Source organism: Thioalkalivibrio sp. ALJ7 (assembly GCF_000376865.1).
Lineage (GTDB): Bacteria > Pseudomonadota > Gammaproteobacteria > Ectothiorhodospirales > Ectothiorhodospiraceae > Thioalkalivibrio.
On sequence record NZ_AQXQ01000010.1, the window covers coordinates 119,661 to 132,290 of the forward strand.

The window sequence follows — 12,630 nt, forward strand, 5'->3', positions numbered from 1 at the left end:
GACACCCATGAAACAAAGCGCCCCCGGCAGTCGGATGACACCCTTTGGCGACTGGCTGCGGCTGGGATTGCTGCTCACCGTGACATTGGTAGTCGCGGGGTTGGGAAGCGCCGGTGTCTCCGCCCAGACCGCGATCCAGCAGCAGGCGGCCATGCAGGAACGCAGCTACATGGAGCGGGTCAAGGACGTGGCCAGCGTGTCTGGTGTCCGCGATAACCAGCTAATCGGGTATGGCCTGGTCGTGGGCCTCGATGGCACGGGTGACCAGACCACCCAGACGCCGTTCACGATCCAGAGTCTGAACAATATGCTGGGCCAGTTGGGCTTGACGCCGGATGCGGGCAACCCGCAGCTACGCAATGTTGGGGCGGTCATGGTGACCGCAGAACTGCCTCCGTTTGCCAAGCCCGGCCAGCGGATCGACGTGACCGTTTCGTCCATGGGTAACGCGACCAGCCTGCGCGGCGGGACGCTGCTGATGACGCCTCTGAAGGGCGCGGATGGGCAGACCTACAGCATCGCTCAGGGCAACCTTGTGGTCGGTGGTTTCGGTGCCGAGGGCACGGATGGTTCTCGCATCACGGTCAATGTCCCCAGTGTGGGCCGAATCCCCAATGGCGCGACCGTAGAACGTGAAGTGCCAACGGCCTTCGCCCAAGGCGATCACGTCACGTTGAATTTGAATCGTCCGGATTTCACCACGGCCAATCGGTTGGTGCAGACGGTCAATGACACCTTTGGCCATGGTGTGGCACACGCCCTGGATGGCTCTTCGGTTCAGGTGCGCGCCCCGTCCAACCCTGACCATCGGGTTGGTTTTGTGGCGGAGCTTGAGAATCTGCCCATTGAGCGCGGTACTCCACCTGCCCGTGTGATCGTGAACTCGCGCACGGGCACGGTCGTGATTGGTTCCAGCGTGCAGGTCACACCCGCGGCGGTGTCGCACGGGAGCTTGACAGTCACGATCAGCGAGGCGCCTCAGGTGGTGCAGCCCGCGCCCTTTGGAGAGGGCGAAACGGCCATCCAGCCGGATACCGATATTGCGATCGAGGAGAGTGACAACACCATGTTCCTGTTCGACCCCGGTACCTCCCTGGATGAGATCGTACGTGCCGTCAACAATGTGGGCGCAGCCCCCGGCGATCTGGTGGCAATCCTGGAGGCCTTGCGCGAGGCGGGGGCCCTGCGGGCAGAGTTGGTGGTCATCTAATGATTAGCTCGGGCGTCGACACCCAGATGCAGGCCCGCGCGGCCATGGCCTCCGACCCCAGTGGCCTGCACGACCTGGCCCGGGGTGCCCGTTCAGGCGACCAAAAGGGCCTCGAGGCGGTTGCACGCGAGTTCGAGGCGATGCTGATCGGACAGATGCTCAAGCAGATGCGCGAGGCGTCTCTGGGTGACGGCCTGTTCGACAATGACCAAAGCAATATGTACCTGGAAATGCAGGATCAGGAATTCGCCAAGTCCATGAGCCAGGGGGACGGGATTGGGTTGCGCGAGGTCCTGATGCGCCAGCTTTCCGCCCAGCAGCCGGTCGATGCCGAGACGCTCAACGATCCGGATCGCCAGGCAGCCCTCGAGTTGCCGAGGCGGCGTTCGGAGCTGGATACCTTGCGGGCTTTGCAGGGCGAAGCTGAAACCGAGCTGCGTCCGGTGGGGTCTCAACGACCGGATGCGGTGTCGACAGAGGCAGCGCGCAAGGCGGCGCCGCTATCGACGTCGATCACTTGGCCCCCGCGCGATGCCGCCGACTTCGTGCAAACGCTGGAGCCCCTGGCGCGCGATGCGGCGGAAGAGCTGGGGGTCAACCCGGGCATTCTGTTGGCGCAAAGCGCCTTGGAAACGGGTTGGGGCCAGCACGTGCCGACACGGGCCGATGGGCAGCCGAGTTTCAATCTGTTCGGTATCAAGGCCGACAGTCGCTGGGATGGGGATCGCGTATCGGTGGGGACGCTGGAGTTCCGTGAGGGCGTGGCCCAGCGGGAACAAGCACGCTTCCGCGCCTATTCCGACCCGGCCGAGTCGTTTTCCGACTACGTGGACTTCATCCGCAACAACCCGCGTTACCACCGCGCCCTGCAGGCCGGAGATGACGCGCAGTACATTCGCGAGCTGCAGGACGCCGGTTATGCGACCGACCCCGCCTACGCGGACAAGGTCCTGCGGGTGCGGGATCAGTTGGCAGCCCACCAGGGCGCTGGATCGACTCAAGTCGCGGCCGAGGCGGCCGTTACCCGGAACGAGGGGTAGAGCATGAAGCAGAAATGGCCCAATCCGTTGACTGAGCCGGTCCTCCATGGGGAGGAGCGGCTATGAGCACGTCCGGTATTGGTACTTCGGCGTTGCTGGCTTTCCAGCGCGCGATCGGGACCACCAGCAACAACATCGCGAACTCGGCGACCGAAGGCTACAGCCGTCAGCGCACCGAATTCTCCAATCAGACCCCTCAGTTTCTGGGTGGCAGCTTCCAGGGGCAGGGCGTACAGGTCGATACGATCCGTCGTATCTCCGACGACTTTGTAAATACTCAGCTGCGCAACTCCATTTCCGAGCAGTCGAACGCGGAACTGAAGGCCTCTCTCGCTGGGCGCATCGATGACCTCCTTGGCAGCTCGAGTTCCGGTTTGACCCCTGTGCTGCAGGATTTCTTCGATGCGGCGCAGGACCTGGCGAACGATCCGACTTCCAATGCCGCGCGGACCGTTTTCCTGACTGAAGCGGAGTCGCTCGCGGAGCGATTCGGTTCCATCGACCGGCGCCTGGAGGAGCAGCGCGAGATCATTAACGGTCAGATCCGTACCAACGTCGACGAGATCAATTCCTTGACGGAGGCGGTGGCCGGGCTCAATCGCGAGATCGTATCCAAATCCACTCAAGGGACGCCCAACGATCTTCTGGATCAAAGGGACCGGGTGCTCAACCAGCTGGCCGAGAAGGTCAACGTGCGCGTTACCGAACAGGACGACGGTGCGGTCAACGTGTTCGTGGGTAATGGTCAGGCGCTGGTGCTTGGCGGAAACAATCGTGAACTGGTGGCCGAGTCACTTACTGGGGACCCGCGGGCGCCGGATATTGGGCTCGTCGGCTCGGGGGGTACAGTCAACGTTTCACGTTTCATCGATGGCGGTGAATTGGGTGGATTGCTGGAGACTCGTTCGGGGATTATCGACGACGCGCAGAACACCTTGGGCCAGCTCGCCATCAGTATTGGTAGCGAATACAACCAGCAGAACAACCTCGGGCTGGATCTGAATGATCAACTGGGCGCCGATATCTTTGATGTCGGCAGCCCGGGGGTCCGAGGCTTCCCAGGCAATAGCAGCAACGGGACGCCCGCTGTGGATTTTGGTGATACCCGAGAACTCACGGCGTCGGATTACCGGCTGGATTTCGACGGGACGGACTACCAGCTGACACGTCTGTCCGATGGCGAGACCACGACGCTGGTGCTGGATGGCGATAACGTCGCGGAGCCGGTGGATGGGCTGGTGATTGATATTGATGGTCTCGGCGCGGCGGACGGCGATCAGTGGCTGATTCAGCCAACCCGCAATGGCGCGCGGGACCTTTCGGTGGACATGACGAACCCTTCCGGTATCGCGGCGGCTGCGGCCGTGCGGGCGGATCGTGGAGCTGGCAATAGCGGTGATGCGACGATTGCTTCGGTGCAGGCCGTGGATGCGGATGACCCAGATTTGCTGGCGGACGCGGTGGTCACCTTCGACGGCGCGACGCAGGAATTCTCAGTCGGAGGGGAGACATTTGCCCTTGATCCGGACGGTGTCACCACCATTAGCGTGAATGGCTGGGAGATGGAGATCCGCGGAACCCCGGCGGATGGGGACACATTCGAGGTTGGCAGCAATGCCGGGTACCCGGGCGATAACCGCAACATGCTGGCGATGAACGACTTGTCAGACGAGCGCCTTGTGGGCGGTGATCGCACCTTCGGGGATGGGTACAACAGTCTGCTTGCCAATGTCGGTACACGCACGCGCCAGGCCCAGGTCGCCCAGCAATCAGCCGATGCCCAACTGGAGCAGGCGCGCGCCCAACGCGAGGCGGTGTCCGGGGTTAACCTCGACGAAGAGGCGGCGGACCTGATTCGCTATCAGCAGGCCTATCAGGCGGCGGCACAGGTCATCTCGGTCAGCAACTCGCTGTTTGATTCGCTGCTGGGCGCGGTCCGCCGCTAGCGGCCATCGGAGACACAAGACTATGCGCATCTCGAGCACCCAAATCTTCCAGACTGGGATCGATCAGATCCAGCGTGGTCAGGTGGAATTGAACCGGACCTCGCTACAGATGGGCCGAGGGGAACGCATTTTGAGTCCCTCTGACGACCCGAGTGGCGCGACCCAGGTCAACCAGTTCGAGCGCATCATCCAGGCCACCAAGCAGTTCCAGCGCAATATCGACAATACCCAGCCGCGCCTGCAGCAGGAGGAATCCGCTCTGCAGAGTGGGACGGACCTGCTACAGCGGGCTCGCGAGCTGGTGGTTGCGGGTAACAACGACAGCCAGACCAATGAAACGCGTGAGTACCTTGCCGGTGAATTGCGCCAACTGCGGGATGGTCTGTTCGATATCGCGAACACCAAGGACCCGAACGGAGAGTACCTGTTTGCGGGTACCAAATCGTTGCAGCAGCCCTTCCAGCAGGATGGCTCGGGTGCGGTGCGCTACGAAGGGGCCGATGGTACGGGGAGTATCCGCGAGGTTGCGATCTCGGCCAACCGAAAGATACCAATCGGAGACACCGGCGCCCGGGTGTTCATGGACATTCCGGAGAATGATGGACGTGTTGGTGCCGAAGTGATCAACCGCGAGCCGGGTAGCCGCCTGGTGATCGATCAGACCGGCGTTAATGACTCGGCGAGCCTGACCGCAGACACCTACACCATCACCTTTGAGGATCTGGGCGGTGGCGAGATCGGGTATGTAGTCGAGGATGGGGGTGGTAACACGGTCGCCAATGGTCCGTATGTGCCGGGCGAGGCGATCACATTCCAGGGACGCTCGATTACCCTCAGCGGTACGCCCGAACTCGGGGATGAAGTGGAATCTCGGCCGGCGCAGAACAAAAGCGTCTTCGAAAGCCTGGATGCGATTATTGCTGCCCTGGAAGAGGGGGGCGCCAGCGGAAGCAGTCGCGCTAACCTGGCCACTGCCAGCAACACTGCACTGGCGGATCTTGATGCCGTGTTGGGTAACTTCAGTGACATCCGCGCCGAAGTGGGGTCGCGCCTGAAGAGCTTCGATCAGCAAAAGGACCTGAATGAGGACCGCCTGGTGGATTTGAACAGCGCGGTCTCCGAGATCCGCGACCTGGACTACGCCGAAGCGATCAGCCGGTTCAACCAGCAGCAGGTAGCCCTGCAGGCGGCCCAGCAGACCTATACCCAGGTGAATCGCTTGTCGTTGTTCGATTTCCTCTGATCGGATGATTCCGCGTACGTCCTGGGCGCGCCTTTATGCGACCATGAGGCCGTTTCGATCTACGAGAGTCCGGCATGGCCAAGAAGCAAGAACCCTCCGCGCCCATTCAGTACCGATCCACTGGGCGGCCCCCGCGTTATCTGATTGTGCTGTTGATCCTGGCTGCTTTGTGGGCTGGATTCTGGGGCATTATCCACCTGCAGTCGGGCGAGCCGGAGTCGGTCACCCTGGACGTTCAGGAACAAGCCGAGCTGGAGGCCAAACTCCAGGCGCTGGGCCAGCGCGATGGTGAGCCTCGCCCGGATTCGGCGCCCAGCGATCCCATCATTGATCTCGACGCCGAGGCCGAGCCCCTGGTGCCGGAGCTCTACGAAGAACGGGCCGAGGCGCGCGAGGTGCGCTTCAGCGAGCGCGAGCTGAATGCCATGATTGCGCAGGATCTGGACCTGGCGGGTCGGGTCGCCATCCGGCTGACGCCGGGGCAGGTCAGCACTCGGGTGCGGATCGACGTACCGGCGGACATCCCCTTGCTGGGCGGTCGCGTACTCAATGTGCGCTCGGGCGTGCGCTTCGGAACGGAAGAGGGGCAGGTATACGCCCATCTCGTGGGCGTCAGCGTGGCCGGGATCCCGTTGCCAGATGCCTGGCTGGGCGGCCTGAAGGACGAGGACCTCCTGGCGCTGGAACCGTTTCAGCAACTCCGTGCCGGGGTCGAATCCATCGAGGTCCGCGACGGCGAGTTGGCCCTGCAGCTGGCCCGCTGAAGCGAATGCCCGGATCGGGCACATACGGTTTCCTTCAAAGGGCAGGGATTCTTCGTCTTGCATTACCTCGAAGAGATCGCCACCCCTGAAACCGGCCCCTTCACCCCCGCCAGTCCGCAAGCCGCGCAGCAGTGATTCAGGGCCTCCCGGGGCATTCGTGGCAGGGCCAGGAGATCTCGGCTCTACGCTCCGCTCCGGCCGGGATGACCCGCACGCCCTACCCAAGGTACGCCATCCAGACCCTTCACAAGCCTCCCTGCCTTCCTGTGAATCGCCCTTGACCCAGCCCTGCTTCTGGTCTTTGCGCGCTTCGTGGTGAACCTGCCCTTGACCTCGCTTTCCGCCTCGCTGCTGTCGGGAGGATCGCGCCCTAACGGGGTTCTACGTCAAGGGTTGCGGCGCCTAGCGCTTGGAGCGTTCCTCTGACTCGAAGGCTGAGTGTGGAATGCCCGGCCTCCAGGGCCGGCTGGCTTGCGGACTCGTCCATTGCGCGCATGGCCATCATTGGTTGTGGACGGTCGTAATGGTCGTCCAGGAGTTCTATTTCCTCGGTGCGAAGCTGGCGGGCCCCCAGCGACCGGGCCATTACGCGGGCCTGTGCTTGGAGGTCGGCCATCGCGGTCTCGATCATGTCTTCGCGATGCGCCTGGCGCGCCTCGCGGCTCAAGGAAAAGCGGATCTGGCTGATGGTGAGTTTACCCTGTTGCAGGGCCCCGGCCAGTTCGGTCAATGCCTCGAAGTCGCCGCTGGTCAGTTCCAGGTTCTGCTCCACCTGCCAGGCCTGGATGTGGCTGCGGTCGTCGGGGTCATGAATGGCGCGAGTGGAATAACCGATGGTGCGCGCCTCAATCGCTTCGTAATTTGCGGCTTGCTCCAGGGCGGCTTCCATGTTGCGGTTCACGGTGGCCGCGGCGCTGGCCGCCTCCGGCGCCCGTGCCCCTGCGGTCATCAGTACGGTCATCTCGTCATTCGCTACCTGGCGTTCGGCTTGTCCTGTCAGGGTCAGTTTGGCGGTCTCATCGCTCGCCAGAGCGATTCCCGGCAGTGCCAGAAAGATGCTGGCCAGGACGGCAAGATGCCAGCCGCGGAGGTGGATGGGGCGGGTTCTATGGCGTGATGACATCATGGATCTCCGGAATCACAAGCTGCGTGCGAGCCGGAACCCGGAGAACACGTGGCGCTTGTCTGGGGTGAAGAAGTTTCTCATTGTAGGGCGTTTGAGAAGGGGATCGCTCCACGCGCTGCCTCCACGCAGCACATAGTGTGCTCCGTCAAACCAGGGGGCCGAATATTCGTCATAGGGAAAGGGTCGAAAACAGGGATAGGGTTGAAAGGTGTTAGCACACCATTCCCAGACGTGGCCTGTGTCCCGAAGGATGCCGGAACGGGCCGCATGTTCCCATTCGTGTTCATGCGGGAGGCGGGCATTGGCCCAGCGGGCGTAGGCATTCGCTTCGAACCACGACAGCCCGACAGCCGGGGCTTCTGGCTCCAGTGTGTGGGTCCCGTCCGGCAGGGTCTGGACGCGGGTGCCATCGCGCAGGCGCCACCAGCCGAGAGGGGCGCTGACACCGGTGCGTTCTAGCCAGGCTTCGCCGTCCGGGCCCCAGTGCTCCTCGGGTGCGTAACCACCGGATTCCACGAATGCGATGATTTCGGCGTTCGAAACTGGATGGGAACGAATGGCGTAGGGTTCCAGTGTTACGGGATGCGGCGAGCGCTCGTTATCGAAGGTGATCACGGCATCGGACCCGACGCTGGCCTCGCCGCCCGGAATCCAGGCCCAGTCGGTGGTCGGCCACGTGGTTGTCCTTGGTCGAGTGGGGACGGGGACCGGCGGGGTGGGGCGCGTCAGCTGTGCCCACCAGCGGACCTGTTCCAGGCTCTCCAGATGCATCGCGTGATGCTGGGCCAGAAAACCGACCAGATAGTCCTGTTCCAGCAGGGGGTGTTGGCGAACCTGCGGGTCCTCTCGTAGCAAGCGGCGATGGCGTTCCTGGCACTCCCGTCCCCATGTCAGTAGGCGTTCGGCCGATGGAAGCCGACCGCCGCGGCGCCATTTCGGACTGAGTTCGGGGAAGTAGAGCGTATGCCAGTCATGCTGCTGGCACGGTGCGTTTCCCAAGATGCGTTCTTGCAGCCATACCGCCTCGATGAAGTGGCAATGGGCGTAATGCCAGCCCATCGGGCTGAGGTCCGGGTGGTATTGGTTGCGCCACTCCTGGCGGGGTGTCGCTTCGAGCGCGGCGTTCAGGCGCTGGTGCTGCGTGTGCAGGGCGTCCAGAAGGTCGGGTTCCGGCGTGCTGGATAACGGATGGACGGCATTCATATCCGATGGAGCCCGCTACAACGCCAGGAGTTCCGGAGGCTCATCCGGATCAAGGATCAGGAGGTGTCCAGGGGGCACGGGGCGCCAGCGTTCCCGGTCGGTCAATGGTTCAGAGGCCACGACCACACTGTCGTCGGGGAAGGTTTCATCATCCGTGGTGTAGTAAAGGCTGGGGCAAGGGGCATTGACCGCGTGGCGACTGGCGATGATCCGACGCCCGTCCGAGAGAATGACGTTCAGCAGCGCCGTGTCTGCGCCCAGCCAGGTCTCCACGGTTGAAAAAGCCTCACCCAGCGCACCTTCCAGCGTCGCGTTTTCGTCGTCTGCCAGGTACTGCTGCACTAGCGCGAACAGGTATTCGGAATCGGTAGTGCCCTGGATGCTGGCCTCGACCTCGGTACTCAGAATGTTCTGGATCTGGCGCCGGATGCCGGGTCGAAAGCCGCTGATCAGGCCGTTATGGCTGTAGAGCAGACCTTCGCGGGCAAATGGCTGGGCGTTCACGGTATCGCCGCCGAACCCGGGTGTGGCGCTGCGGATCGCGGCGACCCACAGCGGTTGCGAGAGTTCGCTGGCCAAATCTTCCAGATTGGGGTCTTGCCACAAAGGATCGGCACGACGGTAATTTCGGGCGATGTCCCCCGCGCCGAACCAGCCGAATCCGAAGCCATCGGCGTTCACCCGCGCATACACCAGCTCCTGGGGCGCGATCGCCTGTTCGATCAGGTTGTGTGGTGGGTCCAGGATCAGGCTGCGCAGCGTGATCGGTGGGCCCAGATAAGCGAGATGTCGGCACATTGATCCGGGCTTCCCTGGGGACAGTTGGGACGTCGGTGGTTTCATGCTAGCGTGCCGCAAACCCTCTTGATACGGAAGCCCGCATGTCCGCCGACGCCTGCGCTGTACCCGTTTCCTCCCGTTACAGCCGCCGGGTGGTGGAAGAACGCGACGCCCACGCCGAGTTACTGGCCGATTTTCGCGCGGGGATGCTCGAGCCGCCGCGATCCCTGCCGCCGAAGTACTTCTACGATGCACGGGGTTCGCAGCTGTTCGATGCGATTTGCGACACGCCGGAATACTACCCGACCCGCCTGGAGGCCGAGCTCCTGGAGCGTCATGCCGATGCGATCGTGGAGGCATCGGGCGCCCGGACGCTATTCGAGCTGGGCAGCGGGACCTCGCGCAAGACCGAATACCTGCTGGCCGCCCTGGAGCGGCGCGTGGCGGCGCCCCATTACGTCGCCAATGACGTGTGTGGCGAGATCCTGGACGAGGCGGGCGAGCGGCTCTTGCAGCGCTTCGATCAACTGCGGGTGGACAGTCTGTGCGGCGACTATGCGGCGGCCCTGGGCCACCTGGGCGAGGTCGCCGGCGCGCGTGGCGACGGTCCCCGACTGTTCGCCTTTCTCGGCAGCAGTCTGGGGAATTTCGAGGACCCAGAGGCCGCCGCCCTGCTGACCCGGATCCGCGCGACCATGAATGCGGAGGATCGCCTGTTGCTGGGGCTGGACCGGGTCAAGCCGCGTCCGGTGCTGGAGGCGGCCTACAACGATGCGGCGGGGGTCACCGCGGCGTTTAATCTGAATCTGCTGTCAGTGCTGAATACGGAGCTGGGGGCGGATTTCGACCCCGAGGGTTTCGATCACCGCGCGCCCTTCGTGCAAGAATATTCGCGGATCGAGATGCACCTGGTGGCGCGTCGCGACCAGGTCGTGCAGGTCTCGGAGCCCGAGGCTCGCCTGGAGATCGCGGCAGGCGAGATCATCCGCACCGAGATCTCGCGCAAGTTCAGCCGCGAGGCGGTCGATGGTCTGCTGGCGGCGGCGGGGCTGGAACACGAGGCCGAGTGGTCGGCGCCCGAGGCGTGGTACTCCCTGTTCCTGCTGCGGCCCGGGGCGGCCTGAGCGGCATGCGGGAACCGCGGCTGGTGCTGGTGCGGCATGCCCAGGCCGGTAATCCCGGCGACTGGGACGGGGCCGATCGTGACCGGCCGCTGACCGCAAAGGGGCAGGTCAGCGCGGTGCGCATGGCCCAGGCGCTGGGCGATCTGCTACCGGCTTCCGTGGAGCTCCTGTGCAGCCCCTATCTGCGCGCCCGACAGACGGCGATCCCCCTTTCCCAGGCGCTGGATGTACCGGTGCGACAGAAGAAATGGCTGGCTCCGGGACAACCCGCCGGGCTGGAGGTCGAGGCCCTGGCCCGGAACCAGACGAAGAATGACGGGTTGGTACTGGTGGGCCACGAGCCCGACCTGTCGCTCCTGGCCAGCTGCCTGCTGGGCGCGCCCGGGGGGCGGAGTCTGGTGCATATGGGCAAGGGCGATGCCTGCGGGCTGGCGGGTTCGGTGCCGGGGCCGATGCGCCTTGTCTGGCACCTCCCGCGGCGGGTCCTCGAACGGCTGGCCGATGGGGAGGCGCATTAGGCATGCAGGAGGCTCACCATACGGAGACGGTTGCGGCCGTCGATTTGGGATCCAACAGCTTTCACATGATCGTGGCTCGGCGCCAGGATGGCGAGGTCCTGAAGGTGGACCGGCTCAAGGAGATGGTGCGGCTTGCCAGCGGCCTCGACGATCAGGGACAGCTGGATCCGGAGGTCGCCCAGCGGGCTTTGGACTGCCTGGATCGTTTCGGCCAGCGGCTGCGTCAGCTGCCGCGCGGTCATGTGCGGGTCGTTGGGACCAACACGCTGCGCCAGATGCATGACAGCCGGGCCTTTCTGCGGTCGGCGGAGCAGGCCCTCGGACATCCGGTGGAGATCATCGCCGGGCGCGAGGAGGCACGGCTGATCTACCTCGGCGTGGCCCACACGCTGGCGGATGACAGTGGCCGGCGCCTGGTGATGGATATCGGCGGCGGCAGCACCGAGTTCATTATCGGGGAACGCTTCGAGCCGGTCCTGGCCGAGAGCCTCGAGATGGGGTGTGTGACCTTTACCCGGCGCTTCTTCGCCGACGGCAAGCTGAGTCGCAAGGCGTTCGATGCCGCCCGGCTGCGAGCGGAGCAGGAACTGCAGCCGATTGCCAGCTCCTACCGGGCCGAGGGATGGGATCAGGCACTCGGGGCCTCGGGCACGATCCTCGCGCTGGATCGCATGGTGCAGGAGTCGGGCCTAGACTCGGCGCCGGGCATGGACCGGCAGGCCCTCGAGCGTCTGCGGGACGCACTGATCGAGCAGGGCTCGATCGACGGGCTGGAGTTCCCCGGCCTGGCGGCAGAGCGGGCGCCGGTCATCGCCGGCGGACTGGCGGTCCTGCTGGGCGCGTTCGAGGCGCTGGGCATCGAGCGCCTGCATCCCTCCGACGGGGCGCTGCGCGAGGGAGTGGTGCATGACCTGCTGGGTCGCTTCCGGCACGAGGACGTGCGCGGGCGCACCATTCATCATCTGCGCCGGCGCTTTGCGGTGGACCCGGCCCAGGCCGAGCGTGTACAGGCCACGCTGGCACGCCTAGTGACGTCGGTACGCGCCGCCTGGGGGCTGGACGAGGACGACGCCGCGCGCCTGGACTGGGCCGCCGAGCTGCACGAGATCGGCCTCGCCCTGGCCCACAGCAAGCACCACAAGCACGGCGAATACATCCTCACGTGGGCCGACCTGCCCGGGTTTTCGCAGCCGGAGCAGGCGGAGCTTGCGCTGCTGGTGCGGCTGCACCGGCGGAGCCTGAAACCCAAGCTGCTGGGTGGTGTGCGGGAGGATCGTGCGGGAGCCTTTCGGTATATGGCGGTCCTGTTGCGCCTGGCCGTGCTGTTGCATCGCTCGCGGGCGCCGGATCCGGTGCCGTTGGAGCGTATCGAGGCGACCGCGGAAGGGCTCGCGCTGCGCTTCGCGACGGGGTGGCTGGATGCCCATCCCCTGACACGGGCCGACCTCGACGCCGAGTGTGAGGAGTGGACCCGCCACGCACTGCAACTCGAGTTCGCCTGACGGCGGATACGGAATATCGCTTGGGCTGAGGTGTTTGTCCCCGGACCCGTTCGGGCCGGGCAGGTTTCCAGTAAGCCTCTCTTGCGCAGTAATAAGCGGGGAAGGTTCCGGAGCGCCTTAATCCCGGGAGGATCGACCAGACACGCGTGGCCGTGTGGACGGTACGAGTCGCGC

Annotated in this window: 11 protein-coding genes; 8 read left to right on the forward strand and 3 right to left on the reverse strand. The window is 64.4% G+C overall.

The window, feature by feature from the left end; all coding sequences use genetic code 11:
* Positions 1-34: 34 nt before the first annotated feature.
* From D002_RS0105675 to D002_RS0105695, 5 genes are all read left to right on the forward strand, one after another.
* Complete coding sequence (locus tag D002_RS0105675; RefSeq protein ID WP_018140947.1) at positions 35-1,210, forward strand: flagellar basal body P-ring protein FlgI; 1,176 nt, start codon at positions 35-37, stop codon at positions 1,208-1,210.
* The gene (flgJ, locus tag D002_RS0105680) at positions 1,210-2,250 is read left to right on the forward strand and encodes a flagellar assembly peptidoglycan hydrolase FlgJ (protein ID WP_018140948.1); all 1,041 of its coding nucleotides are present in this window, start codon (positions 1,210-1,212) and stop codon (positions 2,248-2,250) included. Before D002_RS0105675 ends, flgJ begins: the two co-directional genes overlap by 1 nt.
* Positions 2,251-2,312: 62 nt before the next feature.
* Positions 2,313-4,196 (forward strand): flagellar hook-associated protein FlgK, encoded by a 1,884-nt coding sequence (gene flgK, locus D002_RS0105685; protein WP_018140949.1) that lies wholly within the window; start codon positions 2,313-2,315, stop codon positions 4,194-4,196.
* A 22-nt stretch (positions 4,197-4,218) separates the two neighbouring features.
* Entirely contained in the window at positions 4,219-5,439 is a 1,221-nt protein-coding gene (flgL, locus tag D002_RS0105690) for a flagellar hook-associated protein FlgL (protein WP_018140950.1), read from the forward strand.
* Between the two features lie 74 nt (positions 5,440-5,513).
* Positions 5,514-6,203, forward strand: a complete 690-nt coding sequence (locus D002_RS0105695) for a hypothetical protein (protein WP_018140951.1) — start codon at positions 5,514-5,516, stop codon at positions 6,201-6,203.
* 370 nt (positions 6,204-6,573) lie between these two features.
* On the opposite strand, the gene D002_RS0105700 is transcribed toward D002_RS0105695, so the two are convergent.
* Genes D002_RS0105700 through egtC form a run of 3 tightly spaced genes read right to left on the reverse strand, consistent with a single transcriptional unit; the run spans position 6,574 to position 9,330 of the window.
* Positions 6,574-7,326: an SIMPL domain-containing protein gene (locus tag D002_RS0105700; protein WP_018140952.1), complete on the reverse strand. Its 753-nt coding sequence runs from the start codon at positions 7,324-7,326 to the stop codon at positions 6,574-6,576.
* Between the two features lie 15 nt (positions 7,327-7,341).
* Positions 7,342-8,532 carry an SUMF1/EgtB/PvdO family nonheme iron enzyme gene (locus D002_RS0105705; RefSeq protein WP_018140953.1) on the reverse strand — a complete coding sequence of 397 codons (1,191 nt, stop codon included), beginning with the start codon at positions 8,530-8,532 and terminating at the stop codon, positions 7,342-7,344.
* Between the two features lie 15 nt (positions 8,533-8,547).
* Complete coding sequence (gene egtC / locus D002_RS0105710; RefSeq protein ID WP_018140954.1) at positions 8,548-9,330, reverse strand: ergothioneine biosynthesis protein EgtC; 783 nt, start codon at positions 9,328-9,330, stop codon at positions 8,548-8,550.
* 83 nt (positions 9,331-9,413) lie between these two features.
* On the opposite strand from egtC, the gene egtD reads away from it, so the two are divergent.
* From egtD to ppx, 3 genes are read left to right on the forward strand one after another with little or no spacing between them, the layout of a single operon-like run.
* Positions 9,414-10,436 carry an L-histidine N(alpha)-methyltransferase gene (gene egtD, locus D002_RS0105715; RefSeq protein ID WP_018140955.1) on the forward strand — a complete coding sequence of 341 codons (1,023 nt, stop codon included), beginning with the start codon at positions 9,414-9,416 and terminating at the stop codon, positions 10,434-10,436.
* A gap of 5 nt (positions 10,437-10,441) precedes the next feature.
* On the forward strand, positions 10,442-10,954 hold the full coding sequence (locus D002_RS0105720; protein WP_018140956.1) for a histidine phosphatase family protein: 513 nt from the start codon (positions 10,442-10,444) through the stop codon (positions 10,952-10,954).
* 2 nt (positions 10,955-10,956) lie between these two features.
* Positions 10,957-12,456, forward strand: coding sequence for an exopolyphosphatase (gene ppx / locus D002_RS0105725; protein WP_018140957.1), 1,500 nt, complete (start codon positions 10,957-10,959; stop codon positions 12,454-12,456).
* Positions 12,457-12,630: the final 174 nt, after the last annotated feature.